This is a genomic window from Eudoraea algarum (genome assembly GCF_050589645.1).
GTDB lineage: Bacteria > Bacteroidota > Bacteroidia > Flavobacteriales > Flavobacteriaceae > JBNGOQ01.
Genome location: NZ_JBNGOQ010000001.1, coordinates 856,708 through 879,717 on the forward strand (window position 1 = coordinate 856,708; position 23,010 = coordinate 879,717).

General features: G+C 46.8%; 14 protein-coding genes. 13 read left to right on the forward strand and 1 reads right to left on the reverse strand.

Annotated elements, in window-relative coordinates:
- Positions 1-376: 376 nt before the first annotated feature.
- On the forward strand, positions 377-1,708 hold the full coding sequence (gene preA, locus ACRD67_RS03985; protein ID WP_430965742.1) for an NAD-dependent dihydropyrimidine dehydrogenase subunit PreA: 1,332 nt from the start codon (positions 377-379) through the stop codon (positions 1,706-1,708).
- Between the two features lies 1 nt (position 1,709).
- Here preA and ACRD67_RS03990 read toward each other — a convergent pair whose 3' ends face one another.
- The gene (locus ACRD67_RS03990) at positions 1,710-3,974 is read right to left on the reverse strand and encodes an acyl-CoA dehydrogenase family protein (RefSeq protein ID WP_430965743.1); all 2,265 of its coding nucleotides are present in this window, start codon (positions 3,972-3,974) and stop codon (positions 1,710-1,712) included.
- A gap of 132 nt (positions 3,975-4,106) precedes the next feature.
- On the opposite strand from ACRD67_RS03990, the gene ruvB reads away from it, so the two are divergent.
- The 12 genes from ruvB to ACRD67_RS04050 all read left to right on the forward strand — a co-directional run bounded on the left by ruvB (position 4,107) and on the right by ACRD67_RS04050 (position 22,958).
- The gene (ruvB, locus tag ACRD67_RS03995; protein ID WP_430965744.1) at positions 4,107-5,129 is read left to right on the forward strand and encodes a Holliday junction branch migration DNA helicase RuvB; all 1,023 of its coding nucleotides are present in this window, start codon (positions 4,107-4,109) and stop codon (positions 5,127-5,129) included.
- Between the two features lie 156 nt (positions 5,130-5,285).
- Complete coding sequence (locus tag ACRD67_RS04000) at positions 5,286-6,389, forward strand: nickel-binding protein (protein WP_430965745.1); 1,104 nt, start codon at positions 5,286-5,288, stop codon at positions 6,387-6,389.
- A 95-nt stretch (positions 6,390-6,484) separates the two neighbouring features.
- Complete coding sequence (locus ACRD67_RS04005) at positions 6,485-6,853, forward strand: DUF4242 domain-containing protein (protein WP_430965746.1); 369 nt, start codon at positions 6,485-6,487, stop codon at positions 6,851-6,853.
- Between the two features lie 95 nt (positions 6,854-6,948).
- Positions 6,949-7,869 carry a tRNA epoxyqueuosine(34) reductase QueG gene (gene queG, locus ACRD67_RS04010; RefSeq protein WP_430966183.1) on the forward strand — a complete coding sequence of 307 codons (921 nt, stop codon included), beginning with the start codon at positions 6,949-6,951 and terminating at the stop codon, positions 7,867-7,869.
- Between the two features lie 221 nt (positions 7,870-8,090).
- A complete protein-coding gene (locus tag ACRD67_RS04015; protein ID WP_430965747.1) occupies positions 8,091-9,809 on the forward strand; it encodes a sodium:solute symporter in 1,719 nt (572 codons plus the stop codon).
- Positions 9,810-9,968: 159 nt separating this feature from the next.
- Complete coding sequence (locus ACRD67_RS04020) at positions 9,969-12,266, forward strand: NADP-dependent malic enzyme (RefSeq protein WP_430965748.1); 2,298 nt, start codon at positions 9,969-9,971, stop codon at positions 12,264-12,266.
- A 397-nt stretch (positions 12,267-12,663) separates the two neighbouring features.
- Positions 12,664-13,245, forward strand: coding sequence for a Holliday junction branch migration protein RuvA (gene ruvA, locus ACRD67_RS04025; RefSeq protein WP_430965749.1), 582 nt, complete (start codon positions 12,664-12,666; stop codon positions 13,243-13,245).
- Positions 13,246-13,251: 6 nt separating this feature from the next.
- Positions 13,252-20,379 carry a T9SS outer membrane translocon Sov/SprA gene (sov, locus tag ACRD67_RS04030; RefSeq protein ID WP_430965750.1) on the forward strand — a complete coding sequence of 2,376 codons (7,128 nt, stop codon included), beginning with the start codon at positions 13,252-13,254 and terminating at the stop codon, positions 20,377-20,379.
- Positions 20,380-20,516: 137 nt separating this feature from the next.
- A complete protein-coding gene (gcvH, locus tag ACRD67_RS04035) occupies positions 20,517-20,897 on the forward strand; it encodes a glycine cleavage system protein GcvH (protein ID WP_430965751.1) in 381 nt (126 codons plus the stop codon).
- A gap of 34 nt (positions 20,898-20,931) precedes the next feature.
- On the forward strand, positions 20,932-21,294 hold the full coding sequence (locus ACRD67_RS04040) for a VanZ family protein (protein ID WP_430965752.1): 363 nt from the start codon (positions 20,932-20,934) through the stop codon (positions 21,292-21,294).
- Positions 21,295-21,347: 53 nt separating this feature from the next.
- The gene (locus ACRD67_RS04045; RefSeq protein WP_430965753.1) at positions 21,348-22,052 is read left to right on the forward strand and encodes an energy transducer TonB; all 705 of its coding nucleotides are present in this window, start codon (positions 21,348-21,350) and stop codon (positions 22,050-22,052) included.
- Between the two features lie 105 nt (positions 22,053-22,157).
- The gene (locus ACRD67_RS04050) at positions 22,158-22,958 is read left to right on the forward strand and encodes an energy transducer TonB (RefSeq protein ID WP_430965754.1); all 801 of its coding nucleotides are present in this window, start codon (positions 22,158-22,160) and stop codon (positions 22,956-22,958) included.
- Positions 22,959-23,010: the final 52 nt, after the last annotated feature.

Below are 23,010 nucleotides of genomic sequence, written 5' to 3' on the forward strand. Positions count from 1 at the left end.
TAGAATTGGGAATGTAGAATTGGGAATGTTGAATTGAGAATGTTGAATTGAGAATGTTGAATTGAGAATGTTGAATTGGGAATGTAGAATTGGGAATGTAGAATTGGGAATGTTGAATTGAGAATGTTGAATTGAGAATGTTGAATTGAGAATGTTGAATTGAGAATGTTGAATTGAGAATGTTGAATTGAGAATGTAGAATAGGGAATGTAGAATTGGGAATGTTGAATTGAGAATGTAGAATTGAGAATGTAGAATTGAGAATTTTTAATTTAAAATGCTAAACACTGAACCCATAACTCATAACTCAACATTCGTAACTCATAATTCAACATTCATAATTCTTAACTGTTAACCCATAATTAAGAACAAAGACATGGCAGATTTATCAATAGATTTTGCAGGCATTAAAGCACCGAACCCCTTTTGGTTGGCCTCGGCACCGCCCACCAATTCGGGCTATCAGATTATGAAGGCCTTTGATGCCGGATGGGGTGGAGCGGTATGGAAAACACTGGGCGTGCCCGTTGTGAACGTATCTAGCCGTTATGGATCCGTAAATTACCGGGACACCCGAATGATGGGTTTTAACAATATAGAACTGATTACGGACAGGCCCTTGGTGGATAACCTTCTCGAAATTGAAGAAGTGAAGAAATACTTCCCGGACCACGCCGTAATTGCCTCCCTCATGGTAGAAAGCAAGACCGAATGGGAGCAGATCATAAAAGATGTGGAAAATGCTGGGGCCGACGGCATTGAACTGAATTTTGGTTGCCCCCACGGTATGTGCGAACGGGGCATGGGTTCGGCCGTAGGGCAAGAGCCCGAAGTGTTGAAGACCATAGTGGGTTGGGTAACCGAAGCGGCCAATATCCCGGTGATTACAAAACTTACCCCGAATATCTCTGAAATTACAGATCCGGGATTGGCGGCCTATCAGGGTGGCACCGATGCCATTTCCCTGATCAATACCATAAAGAGCATTGTGGGCATTGATCTGGATACCTACGCCCCTCTTCCCGTGGTTGATGGTAAAGGCACCAACGGAGGCTATTGCGGCCCAGCGGTCAAGCCCATTGCCATGCACATGATTCGGGAATTGGCCCAGCATCCGGAAATTTCAAAAGTCCCTATTTCGGGCATTGGTGGTGTAGAAACCTGGCGGGATGTGGTAGAGTTCATTTTGTTGGGAGCCACTTCGGTACAGGTCTGTACGGCCGTGATGCACTATGGGTTCGGTATTGTTCGCGAAATGGAGGCGGGTTTACGCCAGTTTATGGATGATAAAGGATATAACACGATATACGATTTTGCCGGTAAGGCCTTGCCCAATGTGACGGAGTGGAAACATCTGAACCTAAAACACAAGGTGGTTGCCGAGATCAATTCGGATAAATGCGTGGGTTGCGAGCTCTGCTATATTGCTTGCGATGATGGAGCGCATCAGGCCATCGCCTTATCCGAGGATCGGACCGTTCGGATCCCGTCAATTATTGAGGAAAACTGCGTGGGTTGTAACCTATGCGCTTTGGTTTGTCCGGTGGAAGAGTGCATCACCATGGTGCAACGCGACGATGGCACCCAGCATATCACTTGGGACGAGCGTACCCAGGCCGATGATATTCCTACAAGTTTCAACGATGATCGGGCCGGTGGCAAGGGACATTACGTGCCCAAACCTACAGACGCATTGAAAGGAAAGTAGACTATTGGGCAATGGGAGCCGTAAGGCAAGACTCCGGTATGCCAAAACCCTCCACCAACACTTCGATATGCGGCCGCAGTTCGGTGCACAAGCGCTCTACCCGTTGCTGAATGGCCTTGGATTTGGTGCCGCCCAAATAACCACGCTCCAAAAACCAGGTGGCGTCCTGTTTGATTTCATCCAAAGCATAAAGTGTCCCCATTTTCTGGAACAAGAGTCGGTGCTTTTCGTCATCAATGGTATGGGAAAAATCCATATAGGTGTTATAGGCCAATTCACAGCTGTAGGCTTTGCCTAACGCTAGCAAATGGGTCTGCACCTTAAGGAAGGCCTGATACGAGGGCACCCCTTTTTTGATATAATCGCGGATACGCATGGCCAGGGTATAGGTGAGCCTTCGGGTTCTAAAGTTGAAGGCGTGTTGGTGGAATTTAGGGTTGTAGAGATGTTCCTTGTCCACCTTGTTGGAATACACTGGGTTGATGGTCGCTATTCTATCACTCAATCGCGTACCCAATAGCTTGAGCACCGCTGAAAAACCGGCACTGTTGAATTCGGCCTTAAAATCGGACAGTACACCCTTGGCCGCCAACTGCAGCAGCACGGTATTGTCCCCTTCGAAGGTGGTGAAAATGTCCACATCGTTCTTAAGATCGGCAATGCGGTTCTCCAACAAATAACCCTTTCCGCCACAGGCTTCCCTACATTCTTGGATGGTTTCATTGGCAAACCAGGTGATAATAGCCTTTAGACCGGCCGCCTGGGTCTCAACCTTACGTTTGTCGGTATTGCTGTCATCGCTGTATACCTGCATCATATGATTCAAGGTAACATGATACACATAGGACTTTGCTACCCCTGGGGTAAGTCGAAGTTGGTGGGTGGGGTAATCCATGATCAGATCTTCCTGCACCTTAATGCTATCATTGAACTGTCTGCGCTGCAAGGCATGCCTTACCGCAATGGCAAGCGCCATTTTAGCTCCGCTAAGCGAGCCCTTGGCCACACAGATCCTACCGCCTACCAAAGTGCCCAGCATGGTAAAAAAGCGCTTGTTCGGATTTTTGATGTCGGACCGATAGTTGCCGTCATCGCCAATCTCGCCGTATTTGTTCAATAAATTTTCACGGGGTACGCGTACTTGCTTAAACCAGATCTTTCCGTTATCCACCCCGTTCAGTCCCAGTTTATATCCATTGTCCTCAATGGTAACGCCTTCCATAAGTTCCCCTGCTTCATTGCGTATGGGCACCAATAGGGCGTGGACGCCTTCATTTTTTCCGTTTACGATCAATTGTGCAAAGACAGAGGCCATGGTAGCGTGCAGGGCATTGCCAATGTATTCTTTGTTATCGTTGCTGCCCGGTGTTTGGATGACCAAACTGTCGGTGTCCTTTACGTAGGTGGCCGTTGTTTTGATACCCCTGACATTGGAGCCATGTCCGGTTTCCGTCATGGCAAAGCAACCCAATAGTTTGGCCTGTCCCGTTGCTGTAAGGTAGCGGTCGTGGTGTTTTTTAGTGCCCAATTTCTGGATGCTTCCCCCAAACAACCCGAATTGTACGCCAAATTTTACCGTAAGACTGCCATCAACATACATTAGGTTTTCGAAAACAGCGGCGTATGCGTCCATGTTTCCACTTCCGCCATAGGCTTCCGGGTAGGCCATGGCACCGTATCCCTGAGCGGCCAAATGCTGTACTTGTTCCAGGGTTTTTTGCCGGAACGCTTCTTTGTCCCGTTTAATTTCCCACTGAAACAGCGGATGGACCATGGCCTTTCTGAAAGAGTCTATGGCGTTGGCATTATCGCCCTTTAAAATGGCATCCAGGGTGCTGGCACTGTAGTAGCGTGATGTCTTTTCATGAACGACCTCCACATCGAACAGGTGGTTGTAGTGATTGGGTTGTATGCCCAGGTTTACCTCAATATGTTTCAGGTGGTTGTTAAAAGGGCATTCAGTCTGGTAGTTGCAGACCATTTTTTGGCTGAAGGTGGCCAAAGGATAGGTGTCGCTTTCCACCAATTTTACCCCGGCCCGGGAGATGGTCTGCTTCCAACGTTTGAGTTCGCCGTTCGGTGGCGGATTTTTTTTGTCCAACCAGGAGGTCAGCGTGGCTTTGTCCGTTTCGGTAAGTGCCGCATCCTCCTCCACGGTCTTTTTTACAACAGCGATCTCCGAGGCCGAAAGCAGGTTGTCCGACCAGATGACATAATAGAACGGAATATACTGTAGTGTCCCTGGGGAATAGGTAGTCTTTAGCATAGGTAAAAAGTACAAATTTTTAAGTGAAAAAAATGCGTTTCCCTTAAAAGGAACACAATCGGAAGCGAACCCGAACGGGAATATCCAAAGTCAGTTACAAAGAGACGCTTTTTCAGTTATCTTTGTCGTAGTATGAACGAGAACCTTGATCCCACTTCCGACAATTTTTCTTCCGAAGAGCTCGATATGGAAAGGGCCCTGCGGCCTATTTCCTTTGATGACTTTACCGGACAGGAACAAGTGTTGGAAAATTTAAAGGTCTTTGTACAGGCGGCCAATTTACGGGATGAAGCCCTAGATCATACGCTGTTCCATGGCCCCCCAGGTTTGGGTAAAACCACCCTGGCCCATATTTTGGCCAATGAACTTGGCGTAGGAATCAAGATTACCTCGGGACCAGTCTTGGATAAACCGGGCGACCTTGCAGGCTTGTTGACCAACCTACAGGAACGGGATGTGCTGTTCATAGATGAGATTCATCGGCTTAGTCCCATTGTGGAAGAGTACCTGTATTCGGCCATGGAGGACTATAAGATCGATATCATGATCGAGACGGGCCCGAATGCCCGATCGGTACAGATTAATCTGAACCCCTTTACCCTGATCGGGGCCACCACGCGATCGGGTCTTTTAACCGCGCCCATGAGGGCAAGGTTTGGGATACAAAGTCGATTGCAATATTATTCCACCGAACTGTTATCTACCATCGTACTGCGCAGTGCCGACATTCTAAAAGTACCCATTACCGATGACGCTGCTATTGAAATTGCCGGACGGAGCAGGGGTACCCCCAGAATATGTAATGCGCTTCTAAGACGGGTTCGGGATTTTGCCCAGATCAAGGGCAACGGAAATATTGATATGAAAATCTCCAAATTTGGGCTCAATGCGCTGAACGTAGATGCCCATGGCCTGGATGAAATGGACAATAAGATCCTGAGCACCATCATCGACAAATTCAAAGGCGGTCCCGTAGGAATCACCACCCTGGCCACGGCCGTTTCTGAAAGTGCCGAGACCATAGAGGAGGTCTACGAGCCCTTTTTGATCCAGCAAGGTTTTATCATGCGCACGCCGCGGGGCAGGGAAGTTACCGAACTGGCCTATAAACATCTTGGCAAACTCTTAGGTGGGAAGCAAGAAGGGCTTTTTTGAGCAGATCTTGCCACTGTATTGCTCTCATCCACAACCTTTTTTGAACGGTTTTTGACATTCTTTGATCCAAAAATGCCATTTTCTTCTATTGAGATGCGTAATTTTATAAGAATTGCAGGCGCAATGAACCAAAATTGCAACTAAAGCGTACCAAGCATGCCCATCTTTATGGACAGACATATTGTTCCTGGTATAGAAGCCAAGAATGCCGCAGAAGCCCATAGGGAAGACCTAAGGGTGCAGGATAAATTTGGTTGCCGCTGTATGACCTACTGGGTAGATGAGGAAAGAGGCAATGCTTTTTGCCTGATCGATGCGCCCAACAAGGAAGCTGTTGAAAAAATGCACAACAGTGCCCACGGATTGATACCGCACGAAATTCTACAAGTGAACAGCAATGTGGTCGAAGCCTTTTTGGGCAGGATCCAAGACCCCGAAGCGTATTACAGTCCGGAGGATCCCGATCTAAAAGTTTTTAACGACCCCGCTTTCCGTATCATTCTTGTTACGGAGACGATGGATATGGGACTGTTAAGCCATAAAATGGGCAAGGAAAAGGCGCAACATCTGACCGCCCTGTACCACGAAATTATGCGTGCGCAACTGCACCAATACGAGGGCAGGGAAGTGGAATTAAAGGGACAGGGATTTATTGCTTCCTTCGTGTCCGTAACCCAGGCCGTTTCCTGTGCCGTGGCCGTGATGAAGGGCTTGCATGTGGCCGGAGAACTCATAGGCCTGCGCATGGGACTGAACGCCGGAATGCCCGTATCCAAAAGCCCGGAACTTTTTGGGGATACGGTAAATATGGCCAGATACCTCTGTAAGCTGGGGGGCGAAAACCAAATTGTGATGGCTTCCATTATTCGGGAAATCTACAAGGACGATGGTCCCCAAGGGATATCACAACATCAACAACTTAAGTGTATCGGCCCTAGCGATGAAAACTTCTTGCAGTTGCTTATGGAAACACTTTTCAAAAATTGGAGCGATCCGCAATTCGGTGTTGGGGAGTTTTGCGAACAAATGTCCATGAGCAAGTCCAAATTATATCGCAAGAGCACCGAACTTACCGGAAAGTCTCCGAATGAACTGCTAAGGGAATACAGGCTACAAAAATCCCTGGCCCTGATGCGGACCGATCGAAATATTGCACAAACTACTTTTGATTCCGGCTTTAGCAGTCCGTCCTATTTCACCAAATGCTTTCAAGAGCGATTTGGCCTACAACCCATGGCCTATCGTAAACATTTCACCTAAGGCTGCACGGTTTCTCTTAGAATCGGAACCATTCGTTACAGTATTCCTAACCGGAACGCTCTAGTTTTGGAGGAGTCAAATATCTAAAAGCAAGGATGATGAAAACAATCAATTTATGCCAACTCGTATGCGTGTTGGTGCTGTTCAGTGCACAGGGCACTTTTGCCCAGGAACAGCAATCGAAGCAGCCTATGAAGACCTTTGTAATTGAACGTGAAATTCCAAATGCGGGCAATTTATCGGAAGAGGAGCTCAAGGGAATCTCTCAGAAGTCCAACGAAGTGCTCGCCCAGATGGGTCCTGGTATCCAATGGATGCACAGCTATGTTACCGATGATAAGGTATATTGTGTGTACAGGGCCAAGAACAAGGAAGCCATCCTGGAACATGCAAAGAAAGGGGGTTTTCCGGCCAATGCCATAAGCGAGATGGCCACCAAGATCGGTCCCGAGACCGGAAATTGATCGGTTGGGGAGCCGCTTGGCCCAGTGTCGCATTAGATTTGTACCTTCGCCATGGGTCCGTGGTCTGTGATTAAAGTATTGCCAGGGTCAAGGTGTTGGAGGTAAAGGCAAAACATACCAAGCTGATAAAAACCGAAGCAAAACGCCTCGGTTTTTTGTCGTGTGGTGTTTCCGAGGCCAATTTTTTGGAGGAGGAGGCCCCGCGTTTGGAGCAATGGTTACAACAAGGGATGCATGGCGAGATGGGCTATATGGAAAACCATTTCGACAAACGCTTGGATCCCAGATTGCTGGTAGATGGTGCCAAATCGGTGGTTTCGTTGCTCCTGAACTACTATCCTGGCCAAGCCCAAACGGAAGACGCCTATAAAATTTCCAAATATGCATACGGCCAAGATTACCATCACGTCATAAAATCAAAATTACAGGCACTTCAGGAATTTATATCGGAAGAGATCGGGGAGGTACAGGGCAGGGCCTTTGTGGATTCGGCGCCAGTGCTCGATAAGGCCTGGGCGGCCAAGAGCGGTCTGGGATGGATGGGAAAACACAGCAATCTGCTTACCCAACAAGTGGGCTCCTTTTATTTTATTGCCGAACTGATCATAGACCTGGAATTGGAATACGATACGCCGGTTACGGACCATTGCGGTACCTGTACCGCATGTTTGGATGCCTGTCCCACACAGGCCATTGTGGAGCCCTATGTGGTGGACGGGAGCAAGTGCATTTCCTATTTTACCATTGAGCTCAAGGATGAAATTCCCAACACGATGAAGGGAAGTTTTGACGACTGGATGTTTGGTTGTGATGTGTGTCAGGACGTCTGTCCATGGAACCGTTTTTCCAAGCCCCACAACGAACCGCTTTTTAATCCACAGCCCGAACTGTTGTCCATGACCAAGGCCGATTGGGAAGAGATTACAGAGGAGGTCTTTAAAAAAGTGTTTCAAAAATCGGCCGTAAAACGCACCAAATACCAAGGTTTAAAGCGCAATATCCACTTTCTAAAGTAAGCCCTTCCACTACTACATCGATTTCGTTTATCCCCAAGGGTATTTTCATGTTAAGTTTTTTTTAAGAAAAAATTAAATACACTATATTGGTGAGCTGTACGGTTTTGTGAATTCCTCAAAAACAGCCCATAAAAGTTTGTATAATGACAAACAATTGGGTCAGGAATTGGAAAGGAAACAAAATTTTACAAAAAACTAAACTAACTAAACTTTATTGAATCATGGGCGGATTGGAAACCTTGGACCTCGTTGTCATTCTTGTGTATCTGGTAGGTATCGTTATCTACGGAATTTCAAAATCCAAAAGAAGCAGTTCCGAGGATTATTTTTTAGGGGGTAGAACAATGACCTGGCCCATTGTGGGTATCGCGCTTTTTTCGGCGAACATCTCCAGCTCCACGCTGGTAGGGTTGGCCTCGGATGCCTTTCAGACCAATATCAACGTGTACAACTACGAATGGTTTGCCGTTGTTATCCTTATTTTCTTCGCTATTTTCTTCCTGCCCTTTTATCTGCGATCGGGGGTGTATACCATGCCGGAATTCTTGGAAAGACGATATGACCATAGATCACGCTATTACTTTTCCTTTGTTACCATTGTCGCCAATGTATTGGTAGATACGGCTGCCGCGCTTTATGTAGGTAGTATTGTTTTGAAACTGCTTTTCCCGGAGATCAGCAGCACCACCATTATCATTCTATTGGCAGTGGCCGCCGCGGCCTATACCATTCCCGGGGGACTGAATTCGGTAATACAGACCGAGGTAATCCAAGCGGTACTGTTAATCATTGGTTCTTGTTTGCTCACCTATTTCGCTTTTGAAGAATTGGGTGGTGGATGGAACGGCATGATGACCAAATTGGACGCCTTGTTGGCCTCCGGAGATGTCAATTTTGGGGATAGGGCGGCCGAAGGAAAATTTATCCCGGCCAATTCGGGCGAGGTATTCAGTCTGGTCCGGCCAGATAATGACGAATTTATGCCTTGGTGGGGCCTGCTCACCGGGGTACCCTTACTGGCCTTCTATTTTTGGGTAACCAACCAATTTATGGTGCAGCGTGTTTTGGGCGCAAAGGACTTGGACCACGGAAGATGGGGCGCCTTGTTCGCCGGACTCCTAAAGCTTCCCGTGATTTTTATCATGATAGTTCCCGGTGTCCTGGCCCTGTTGCTGTTTAATACCTTGGATATCTCTTCCTTGAATTATCCGCTACCAGGAGGCGAAATCTGTGAGAACATCTCCGATTGTCCCAACCTTACCTATCCGGTACTGTTGTTTCAATTATTGCCTACAGGGATCTTGGGACTGGTGGTGGCAGGTCTTCTCGCGGCCATGATGTCTTCCGTATCGGCGACCTTTAATTCGGCTTCAACGCTGATTACGATGGATTTTGTAAAAAAATTAAAACCGGAACTCACCAGCAAGCAATTGGTGAGGGTAGGACAGATAGCCACCATTGTGTTGGTGATTTTGGCCTCCTCGTGGGTTCCTTTTATAGAACGGGTAAGCGATTCCTTATGGACCTACCTGCAGTTGGTCATCGCCTTCACGAGTCCGCCTGTGGTAACCGCATTTGTACTGGGACTTTTTTGGAAACGGGCCAACGGTACCGGAGCTATTGTAAGCTTGCTTTGCGGAGGTGTCCTTGCCATATTTATGATCTTATCGGCGGTTTTTGATATATCGCCCTATATCAATGAGATCCACTTTTTAGGGAAAGCCAATCTCCTCTTTTTGACCACCGTGGTCATACATGTTGTGGTAAGCTTGGCTACCGCTCCGCCCCCGGAAGACAAGGTTGCGGAGTACACTTATAAGAAAGAACTGTTTACACAGGAAACGGAAGAGCTCAAGGCGGTACCCTGGTACAAAAACTATCGGTATTTGGCCATTATATTGCTCTTAGTGACCGCTATTGTTGTGGGATCTTTCTTGTAGTATAACAGAATAAAAAAATGTATCGAAAAAGCATCGGCCCGGCCGGTGCTTTTTTTCATGGCAGGATAAGGGGTTACTTATATTTAACGACCTAATACTGGAATAGTTTTAAGGTAATACCAATAATAAATTTAAATTTGTCACTTAAACCCAGCGGTAATGAGCAAACAAAAAAACACGAGGGAGGCTTTGGATTATCACAGCAAGCCTCAACCCGGAAAAATCAAGATCGTGCCTACCAAACCCTATGCCACACAGCGCGATCTGGCACTTGCCTACTCTCCTGGGGTGGCAGAACCCTGCCTGGAAATAGCAAAGGACCCGCGCAATGTTTATAAATATACCGCCAAGGGAAATATTGTAGCCATAATCTCCAATGGTACCGCTGTTTTGGGCTTAGGAGATATTGGCCCGGAAGCGGCCAAGCCGGTAATGGAAGGGAAGAGCCTTTTGTTCAAGATCTTTGCGGATATCGATGGGATTGATATAGAATTGGATACCAAGGACGTAGATAAATTTGTGGAAACGGTAAAGATCATAGCGCCAACTTTTGGAGGCATTAACCTAGAGGATATCAAGGCACCAGAAGCTTTTGAAATAGAACGAAGATTGGTGGAGGAATTGGATATTCCCGTCATGCACGACGATCAGCACGGCACCGCTATTATTTCTGCCGCAGCTTTGCTTAACGCCCTTGAAATTGCGGGAAAACAGATAGAAAAAGTACGTATCGTGGTCAGTGGTGCCGGAGCCGCTGCGATTTCGTGTACGCGCTTGTACAAAGCTTTCGGGGCCAAGGGCAGCAATATTGTCATGCTGGATAGCAAAGGAGTCATTCGCAAGGACAGGCCACAACTGAGCAAGGAAAAGTTGGAGTTTGCGACCACTAGAAAAATTGACAGCCTAGATCAGGCCATGAAGGATGCCGATGTGTTCATAGGACTATCCAGGGCCGATATTGTTACGCCCGATATGCTGACCGCCATGGCCGATGACCCCATTGTTTTTGCCATGGCAAATCCGGATCCGGAGATTGCCTATGGCCTGGCCTGTAATACGAGGAAGGATATCATTATGGCCACAGGACGTTCCGATCACCCCAACCAAGTAAACAACGTTTTGGGATTCCCCTTCATTTTTAGGGGTGCTTTGGACGTAAAGTCCACCAAAATAAACGAAGCGATGAAAATGGCGGCCGTAAAGGCCCTGGCCGCCCTGGCCAAGGAACCCGTGCCGGAACAGGTAAATATTGCCTATGGGGAGACCAGACTTACCTTTGGCAAGGACTATATTATACCCAAACCCTTTGATCCGCGACTCATAGCGGAAATTCCTCCAGCGGTAGCAAGGGCGGCCATGGAGAGCGGGTTGGCCAAAGAACCTATCGAGGATTGGGATGGGTATAAGGAAGCGCTTCTACAACGCTTGGGGAGCGATAACAAGATTGTTCGCCTGCTCCACAACAGGGCCAAAATGGGCATAAAAAAGATAGTCTTTGCCGAGGCAGATCAGCTAGACGTGCTCAAAGCGGCCCAAATTGCACACGAGGAAGGAATTGCAAATCCCATTTTATTGGGGAACAAGGAGGTTATTCAGGAACTTAAGAAGGAACTGGAGTTCGATGCCGATATCCCGATAATAGATCCCAATGCAGAAGAGGCTAGGGAAAAGAGACAGCAATACGCCAAAAAGTATTGGAAGAACAGGAGAAGAAGCGGAGTTACCTTGTACGGTGCCCGAATAAAAATGCACGAGCGAAACTATTTTGGCGCCATGATGGTTTCCGAAGGTGATGCGGACGGCATGATCTCCGGGTACTCCAGGGCCTATCCAACTGTAGTAAAACCTATTTTGGAGGTTATAGGACGCGCCTCACGGGTGAAAAAAGTGGCCACGGTCAATATCATGATCACCAATAGGGGACCCTTGTTTTTGGCAGATACCTCCATTAATATTGACCCCAATGGGGAAGAGATCGCAGAAATTGCGCAAATGACGGCCAATGTAGCGACCACCTTTGGTTTTAAGCCGGTAATGGCCCTACTGTCGTATGCCAACTTTGGCTCCTCATCCCATCCACACGCAAGAAAAGTTCGGGAAGCGGCAAAGATTTTGCACGAGCATTGCCCCAACATTGTGGTGGACGGCGAGATACAGACCGATTTTGCCCTGAACAAGGAACTCCATCAAGGACAATTCCCTTTTTCCAAATTGGCGGGCAAGAAAGTGAATACATTGATTTTTCCCAATCTTGAATCTGCCAATATCACCTATAAACTGCTCAAGGAATTGAACAAGGCCGATTCCATAGGGCCCATTATGGTAGGGCTCAGAAAATCGGTCCATATCCTTCAACTGGGCGCCAGCGTGGACGAAATGGTGAATATGACCGCTGTTGCCGTAATCGATTCCCAAGAACGGGAAAAGCGTAAAAAGGCCAAACTGGGGTATAAATGATACAATGGACAATTAACAATTAACAATTATCAATAAACAATGCCAATCTTGAATTTTGAATGAGTATCAGTGGGCAGTAGGCAGTAGGCAGTAGGCAGTAGGCAGTGAACAGTTGGCAGTAAGCAGTAAACAGTGGGCAGTGAACAATAAAAAGTGATTCACTCTGAAACCTGAAACCTGAAACCTGAAACCTGAAACCTTGAACCTTGAACCGGAAACAGTAGGCAGTGTTAGGTGTTGAATGTTGAATTATGAATTATGAATGGGCAATGTGCTTGGCGCTTAGCGTATATCACGATGCATTATATTTGGCAGTGAACAATAAACAATAAAAAGTGATTCACTCTTAAACCTTAAACCTTGAACCTTGAACCATCAACCTTAAACCATCAACCATATGATTACCCATTTAAAGGGAAAACTAGTCGAAAAAAATCCAACCTATGTCATCATTGAATGCGGCGGAGTAGGGTATTTTGTGAATATCTCCCTCCATACGTTCTCAAAATTGGAGGATGTAGAAAACATACAGTTGTTTACCCACCTGCAGGTCAAGGAAGATTCCCATACCCTGTTCGGTTTTTCGGAAAGGTCGGAACGGGAGATTTTTAGGTTATTGCTTTCCGTTTCGGGCATAGGATCCAGCACGGCCAGGACCATGCTTTCCTCGTTATCGCCCATCCAAATAAGGGACGCGATCGCCTCCGGGGATGTGCCCTCAATACAGGCCATCAAGGGTATCGGTGCCAAAACGGCGCAAAGGGTAATTTTGGATCTTAAGGACAAGGTTTTAAAAATCTATGATATTGATGAAGTTTCCACCATTTCGAACAATACAAATAAAGAAGAAGCGTTATCTGCTTTAGAGGTTCTTGGATTTGCCAGAAAGCAAGCAGAAAAGGCTGTTGACAAGGTTTTAAGCCAAGATACTTCACTAAGCGTAGAGGACATTATAAAATACACGCTTAAAAATTTGTAAATAAGTTTGAAAACAGGGGCAAGATTATTTCTTAAATCATCTTTATTTAAGCTGTTTTTCCTATCCATTATTTTTTTTGGTACAACACGGATTTCGTTGGCCCAAGAAACCAATGAACAGGAAACGGATTCCGTGAAAACAGGATTTGCCCTGGGCCGGATTGCTATACAAAACCCCAACAGCATTGTTTCCAAGTACACCTATGACCCCAAATTGGATCGCTATATCTATTCGGAAAGCGTTGGTGATTTCAATATAAGCTACCCGATCATCCTTACCCCTCAGCAGTATAGGGAGCTGGTGCGAAAGGAGGACATGAAATCCTATTTCAAGGAAAAGATTGATGCTTTTGCCGGTAAAAAGGCAGGAAGTGAGGAGGCCAGGAAAAATCTATTGCCCAATTTTTACGTCAACAACAATTTTTTTGAATCCGTTTTTGGGGGAAACACGATCGAAGTCATTCCCCAGGGTTCCGTGGCCATGGATCTAGGGGTTATTTGGCAGAAAAACGACAATCCTGCACTTTCCCCAAGAAACCGTACCAATTTGTCCTTTGATTTTGATCAGCGTATCAGCTTGAGCATGCTGGGAAAGATCGGGGAACGCTTACAGGTCACCGCGAACTACGATACCGAGGCCACCTTTGATTTCCAGAATCTGGTAAAACTGGATTATACCCCAACGGAAGATGATATCATTAGGAAGATAGAAGTAGGTAATGTAAATATGCCGCTCAACAGTTCTTTGATCACCGGTGCCCAAAGCCTTTTTGGGGTGAAGACCCAGTTGCAATTTGGAAAGACTACGGTAACCGCTGTGTTTTCTGAGCAACGCTCACAAAACAACACGGTTGTGGCACAGGGGGGCGGTACCATAAATGATTTTGAACTTACTGCCCTGGACTATGATGAGGACAGGCACTTTTTCCTGTCCCAGTTCTTTAGGGACCAATATGATGGGGCCCTGGAAAACTATCCCTACATTAGAAGCCAAGTGCAGATTACACGCTTGGAGGTATGGGTCACCAACCGAAGCCAGCAGACCCTGAACGTACGAAATGTGGTCGCCCTTCAGGATTTGGGGGAAACCAATAGCGCCCAAACAAGGATAGGACAGCAAAATGGAGATCCTGCGGGCTTTTTCAACGGCACCCTTAACCTGCCCCGTAACAATGCCAACGACTACGATCCGGTACTTATTGGTTCTGCCGAAGGGGCTTTGACCGAGGCCATCCGGGATATTGCCACGGTAGACAACGGATTTAATATATCCACGGGATACGTGGCCAACCAAGGCTTTGATTACGCCATTCTGGAAAATGCCAGAAAGTTGGAACAGGGCAGGGACTATCAGTTCAACACCCAATTGGGCTACCTTTCGCTAAACCAGCGTTTGAGCAATGATGAGGTGCTTGCAGTGGCCTACCAATACACCTTTAATGGGGAAGTGTACCAAGTGGGTGAATTCGCGAACGGAAGCATAGATGCCACCACCGTTGCACCAGGGGTAAATCCCATCATCAATAACAACACCCTGGTACTGAAATTGCTCAAGAGTAATATCACCAATGTCAGCGATCCCATTTGGGATCTGATGATGAAGAACATATACTCTACTGGTGCTTTTCAATTGAGCCAGGAAGATTTTAAAATGAATATCCTCTATTCAGATCCCACACCTAGAAATTATATTACCCCTGTGGAGCCGTTTCCGGTAACCGGTCCGGTACCCCTGGAAGATCGTATTTTGTTGGATGTATTCAATTTGGACCGTTTAAACGTCTACAATGACGTGCAACCCGGAGGTGATGGCTTTTTTGACTTTGTGCCTGGAATCACCATTGATACCCAATCGGGGAACATCATATTTACTAAAGTGGAACCCTTCGGGGAATTCCTGTTCGATTTATTGGGCGGGGGTATCTATGACGTGGACAACGATCAGGGCTACAACCAGAATCAGCAGCGATATGTTTTCAGAAACCTGTATGCCTTGACCAAAGCGGCGTCTCTGCAGGATGCCGAGAAAAATAGATTTTTGCTCAAGGGGCGTTACAAATCCCAGGGCAGCAGTGGTATTCCCATAGGGGCGTTCAACGTGCCACGGGGTTCGGTACGGGTTACCGCCGGGGGGCGACAACTGCAGGAGGGCATAGATTATACGGTAAATTATCAGGCGGGTACGGTGCAGATCCTGGACCCAAGTTTGGAAGCCTCCAATACCCCCATCAATATCTCCGTGGAAAACAACGCCGTTTTTGGGCAACAGACCCGGAGATTTACAGGAATCAATGTGGAACACCAATTCAATAAGAATTTTGTCCTGGGCGGAACACTTTTAAACCTCAATGAAAGACCCCTTACCCAAAAGTCTAACTTTGGGGTAGAACCGGTGAACAACACCATATTTGGTCTAAACGGAAATTTTTCAACGGAGATTCCCTTTCTGACACGCCTGGTAAACAAACTGCCCAATATAGATACGGATGTGCCCTCCAATTTGTCGGTACGGGGAGAAGTGGCTTTTTTAAAGCCCAATTCGCCCAAAAATGCGGATTTTCAAGGGGAGACCACCACCTATATCGATGATTTTGAAGGCGCCCAAGCGTTGATAGACATACGGTCCTCCCTGGGCTGGGCACTGGCCAGTCCGCCTCTGGAATTTTTGGACGAAGGGGAATCGGACCTCGAAACCGGATATGAACGGGCCAAAATGGCATGGTATACCATAGACCCAATTTTTTATACGAACCAACGGCCCGCAGGAGTAAGTGACAACGATGTTTCCACAAACGAGACGCGACGCATATTTATAGATGAGGTTTTCCCCCAGGTAGATATTGCCCAAGGGCAGACCACGGTGCAGAATACCTTGGACCTTGCCTATTATCCCAATCAAAAGGGCCCATACAACGATAACCCTAACTTTCCCGGCGAACAGCCCAACGAAAAATGGGCAGGTATCATGCGATCGCTGAGCAGTACCAATTTTGAGCAGTCCAACGTGGAGTTTGTGCAGTTTTGGGTGTTGGACCCCTATGTGGACGGGACAACGACCGCAACGGGTGAACTGGTTATCAATTTGGGGAATATTTCCGAGGATATCCTACAGGATGGCAGAAAACAGTACGAAAACGGTCTACCCGGGGTAAACAGCAACGACCTCACCGCGCCCACGGTTTGGGGACGGGTACCGTCTACACAATCCCTGGTCTATGCCTTTGATGCGGATGAGACCAATAGGGGCCTCCAGGATATTGGATTCGATGGTTTGAACGATGCGGATGAGGCGGCCATATATACCAATAATGGTGGTCCGGATCCCGCTTTGGACAACTATCAATACTATCTTAACCGCGAAGGTGGTATTTTGGAACGCTACTTTGATTTTAACAATACCGACGGAAATTCACCGGTAGCGGTGAGCAATACGGATAGGGGCTCAACAACCTTGCCCGATGTAGAGGATGTGGACCGCGACCTTACCATGAATACCGTGAACAGCTATTACGAATATCGCATACCCATAGGTCCGAATACCACTATAGACGACCAATACGTGACCGATATCAGGGAAGGGGTCACCCCCACCTTGCAGAATGGAACGCAGTTAAACCGACGCTGGATCCAATACAAGATTCCATTGAACGATTTTACCGATGCTATTGGTGGCATTACCGATTTCCGATCCATAAGCTTTATGCGGATGTACCTCACAGGCTTCAACGATGATGTGGTCCTGCGGTTTGCTACCTTGGATTTGGTGCGGGGCGATTGGAGAACCTATACCAGGACCCTACAAAACAACGAGGACGATCCAGCCGATGATGGCACGGTGGTAGACGTAAACGCAGTGAACGTGGAAGAAAACAATGCGCGGATACCTATTCCCTACGTACTTCCTCCCGGAGTGGTACGGGAACAGCTGAACAACAACAATACCATTATCCGGCAGAACGAACAGTCGCTATCCGTTAAGGTCGAAAATTTGGAACCTGAGGATTCCCGAGGGGTTTTCAAGAATGTCAATATAGACGTGCGCCAATACGAAAAACTGAAAATGTTCATGCACGCCGAGGAGATCAGTGAAGGCGATTATGTGGACGATGAGACCCCCCTGGTCGGCTTTTTGCGGATCGGAACGGATTTCTCCGAAAATTTCTATCAGATAGAACTACCCCTGCAGTTTACGCAGTTTGGGGCCGCTTCCCCGGATGATGTGTGGCCCGAGGTAAACGAATTGGATATTTCCTTGGAAGACCTGAGAAAGGTAAAGACCGAAGGCATAGCCAATCAGAATCTGAGCAACCTTAATTTTTACGAGGTAATCGATGGAGCCGTGGTGCCGGTAGATGAGTTTGCCCCAAGGACCTTGGGCAGAATACGTATCGGGATACAGGGTAATCCTTCGCTAGGAAGCATACGCGGTATGATGGTGGGGGTAAAGAATATAGATAACCTGCCCGCTAGGGGAGAGGTATGGTACAATGAACTGCGCTTGGCCGGTCTGGACAACAATGGGGGATGGGCCGCCGTTGCAGCCCTTGACGCCAACATGGCGGATTTTGCCAATGTAACCGCTACCGGCAGTAGGAGTACTTCTGGCTTTGGCGCATTGGACCAAATGCCCAATGAACGTTTGCGGGAGGATGCCATCTCTTATGATGTGGTCACGAATATAAACGTGGGCCAACTGTTCCCCAAAAAGTGGGGCCTTCAGATACCCTTTAACTACGGGATATCGGAGCAGTTGATCACTCCCGAGTTCGACCCCGTCTATGACGACCTTAAATTGGACGACCGTATCGCCGCAGCAACGACCCCAGAGGAGGCCGAAACCATAAAGGAACAGGCCGAGGATTATACCAAGCGTACCAGTATTAACCTCATAGGGGTGCGAAAAAATAGAGGGGATGAGGCAGATGCCAATTTTTACGATATCGAGAACTTTACCTTTAACTACTCCTACAACGAGACCGATCACCGCGACTTTGAAATTGAGAGCTTACGGGACCAGAGTGTGGTCACCGGTTTTGTGTACAATCACAATTTTAAGCCGGTTTCAGTGGAGCCCTTTGCCAAAAAAGACTCCCTGTTCAGGGGAGCCTACTGGAAATGGCTCAAGGAGTTGAACTTTAATTTGTTGCCCACCAGTGTATCGGTGAATTCAAATATTAACCGCGCCTTCAATCAACAGCGTTTCAGGGATGTTTTGGAGCCGGGCGTGGAAGCCTTGGAGCTCCCGCTCCTACAACAGCGCAATTACCTCTTTAATTGGCAATATGCGTTGAATTATAGCATTACGAGATCCCTGCGCCTAAACCTAACGGCATCCAACAACAACATTGTCCGTAACTATTTTGAGGAAGAGGGCAACCCCAATTCCCTGATAGATCCCAGCCTTAACATCTGGAACGGTTTCTTTGACGTAGGCGAACCCAACAGACATTCACAGCAGATGCAGATCAATTATGAACTGCCATTGAACAAAATACCTTTCCTCGATTTTGTCAATGCACAGTATACCTATACCAGTAATTTTGATTGGCAAAGGGCAGGGGATGCCCTGAACGAGGTTATCCGGGAAACCCCGGGACAGGAAAACGTCTCCATCAGTACGGTTCAGAATGCCAATACGCATAACCTGACCGCAGCGCTTAGCATGCAACGTTTCTATGATTATATAGGATTGAAAAAAAGAAGCGGTAAAGGTGCGGCGACCGCCAATGTGCGAAGGGACAAGGCCGGAAATCCGGCCGATCAGACTGCAGGCAATGCACCCAAAGGAAAGACCAGCGGTCTTTTTAACACCGTAGTGGATGTGTTGACCATGGTGAAACGGGTTAATGTGAACTATAACGAAAGCAATGGGACAGTCCTACCGGGATACACACAGTCCGTCGGTTTTATTGGGACCACAAGGCCCACCTTCGGATTTATTTTCGGGAGCCAGGCCGATGTGCGTTTTGAGGCGGCCCGAAATGGATGGTTGACCACCTTCCCCGAATTTAACGAGCAGTTTATAAAACGGACCAACAGACAATTGAATATAACGGCCACCGCCCAACCCATTCCGGACCTTACTATAGATTTGGTGGCAGACCGACAGTCCTCGAGCAGCTTTCAGGAAAATTTCAATATAGAAAACGGGGAATATATATCGCTGACCCCGAATACCTTTGGCAATTTCAGTATCTCCACGGTGATGATCGGCACGGCCTTTGGAAAAAGCGATGAATTCGATTCCGAAACCTTTGAGACTTTTAAGAGCAACAGGATTACCATTGCCAACAGATTGATCGCCGATAGGAACCAGGGCACCGGTGTGGTCGATGCCGATGGCTTTCCGGAGCGTTATGGCAAGACCAGTCAGGATGTGCTCCTGCCCGCTTTCTTTGCGGCCTATACCGGTCAAAATGTGGATCGGGTGAACCTGGATGCCTTTAGGGAAATACCCATTCCCAACTGGAACATTAAGTATACAGGACTAATGCGGAACAAGTGGTTCAAAAAGAAGTTCAAACGTTTTTCCGTAAGTCACGGGTATAGGGCCTCCTACAGTATTAATTCCTTCCAAACCAATCTGGAACGGCAGAATACCACAATAGACCCTGAAACCGGTAATTTCCTGCCGGAAAACATTATAAACAATGTGGTGCTTACGGATCAGTTTAACCCCTTGATGCGTGTGGATTTTGAAATGAAAAATTCCTTGAGCGTTCTCGCTGAAGTCCGAACCGATAGGGCGCTCTCACTCAGCTTTGACAACAACCTTTTGACGGAAATCAATGGGAAGGAATATACGGTCGGATTGGGCTATCGGTTCAAGGACGTGAAGATCGTAACCAATATCGGCGGTGAAAAACAGCGGCTAAAGGGCGATCTAAACCTGAAGGCCGATGTGACCCTCAGGGACAATATTACCATCATTAGAAATTTGGACATAGACAACAATCAGATTACCTCTGGCCAGAACCTCCTGTCCATAAAATTTACGGCAGATTATGCGCTCAATAAGAACCTGAACGCGCTCTTCTTCTACGACCATTCCTTTTCCCAGTTTGCAGTTTCCACGGCCTTTCCGCAGACAACGATAAATACAGGGTTCACCATTCGATACAATTTTGGGAACTAGGCCCAGTGGCGCGGGCATCGCAACCTGGTTTGACCAGAATTTTTAGGAGCTTGTCCGGATAACTTTCACGACCACTTTTTTTTTGAATTCCTAGGGATAATCCGTTACATTTGTTTCCTCAACAAATAGACAGATAAATGAACATACCATCCGAATTAAAGTATACCAAGGACCATGAATGGGTCAGCATCGAAGGGGATATTGCCACTGTAGGAATAACCGATTTTGCACAAGGGGAATTAGGCGATATTGTTTATGTGGAAGTGGAAACACTGGACGAAACCCTGGACAAGGACGAGGTCTTTGGAACCGTGGAAGCGGTAAAAACGGTTTCCGACCTTTTTTTGCCCTTGAGCGGAGAGATCATAGCATTTAACGAGGCCTTGGAAGAAGAGCCGGAAAAGGTAAATTCGGACCCATATGGAGAGGGGTGGATGATCAAAATAAAGATCAATGACGCCGCGGAAAAAGAAGGCCTACTCTCCGATGCACAATACAAGGAATTGATAGGTGCTTAAAACGCGTTTAGGCACGTTTTTTTTTATCGGCTGGATGGTGTTCATTACCCTCTTGAGCCTGGTTTCCTTTCCGGATGATGATTTTAGCTTGGGTATCGAAATTCCACATATGGACAAGCTTACCCACCTCACCTTCTATTTTGTGGCCACCGTATTGGGCTATCTTGCTTTATGGGAAATGGCCCGGGAAAAAGTGGATTCGTTCAAAGCCTTGGGTGTTGCCGTGATCTTCGCCATTTTTTATGGTATACTTATTGAGGGTATTCAAAGTGAATTCACCACCCACAGGGAAGGCGATTTTTATGATGTTTTGGCAAATACCCTGGGCGCTTTGCTGGGAGCCATTGCCATAAAACTTATATTTTCGGGGAAAAGGCGGTTAAAATGGAAGAATTAATTGTTTTTTTAGTAAATAAATAATTAAATTAGCAAACATTAAAATGTATTATTATGGAACCAAAAAAGAATCCAAAAGCCGATTTAACTAGAAATAGTGGGCTCTATTTCGTCATTGGCTTGGCAGTGGTCATGCTTTTAGTATGGAGAGGTTTGGAATGGAAGACGTACGAGGATGATGGTAATTTTGATTACACCTTGAATGTAGAGGATGAATTGGATGAAGAAGTTCCAATGACAGAACAGATAAAGACACCTCCACCACCTCCACCACCGGCAGCTCCCGAAGTAATTGAAGTTGTTGAAGATGAGGAAGAGGTAGAGGAAACGGTGATAGAATCTACGGAGACCAGTCAGGAAGAGGAAATTATTGAAGTAGAGGATGTAGAAGTGGAAGAAGTAGAGGAGGACGTTGACGTACCTTTTGCCGTTATCGAAGACGTGCCCATTTTTCCCGGATGTGAAAGGAAAAGTGATAAAAGAGCCTGTTTTAACGAAATGATGCAAAAGCACATCCGTAAGAACTTCCGTTATCCTGAGATAGCTCAGGAAATGGGTGTTCAAGGCAGGGTAAACGTTATATTTACCATCCAAAAAGATGGCAGTATCGGTAACGTTAGAATGCGTGGACCGGATAAAAATTTGGAAAAGGAAGCCGCTAGGATTATTGGAAAGCTTCCCAAAATGACCCCAGGAAAACAACGGGGCAGAGCGGTAAGGGTACCCTTTAGTATACCGATTACCTTTAAGTTGCAGTAAAAATTCACTACGATATATCAAAAATCCCGGGCCTAGGCCCGGGATTTTTTTTGGTACGCTTCTTGTGTTTTAACATAATAATAACAATTTCTAAAACGTATTATTATGAAAAAAAAGAACACAATTGGTGTTGCTTCCCACGGCCATGGGAACAAGACCGAAGCAACCTCGTATGCCCAAAACAAGTTGGGCAAACAGGAGGTAAATTTACGAAAAAACGGTTTTATCCATTTTCAGATCGGACTCATACTCGCACTGATCATGGTGTATTTTGGGATGGAAGCGTTTTTTGAAACCACAAAAACTACCACGGTACCCAACGATGTGTTGACCGAGATTGCACCGGAATACTATCCGGAACTGGAGAAGATCAAGATTGAAAAGGAGAAAGTGGTGGTGCCCAAGAAGGTCACAAACCCTACGAAGCTTATTATATCCAAGACAGGTGGGGAACTAGATCCAGGCCCCGATGTTGTACAGCCCGCCACTGATGGTGAGGGGGACCATATTCCGCTGGATTCCATTGCCTATATACCTCCCGAGGAAGACATTGTAGTTCCCATCGATGCGTTGAGGGAAGTGCCTGTTTTTCCCGGTTGTGAGAAAGTAAGTTTGGAAGAACGCAAAGGTTGTTTTCAACGAAAAATGACCAGGCATGTGCAACGGGTATTTAACTATCCAGAACTGGATAGAATGCAGGGGAACGAAGGGAAGGTGCATGTACTTTTCAGAATAGGCAAGGACGGTTCCATTGGGCATATTGAAATGCGGGGCCCTACGCGCAGCATGGAGAGGGAGGCGGAACGCATTATAAGTAAACTCCCCAAAATGATGCCTGGAAAAAAGGACGGCAAGGCGGTAAACGTATCCTTCTATATTCCCATCAATTTCCGCTTACAAAACTGAGATCGCATACCTGTAAAGGGCCTGTTCAGTCCCTTAGTAAGGGTTTTGGACG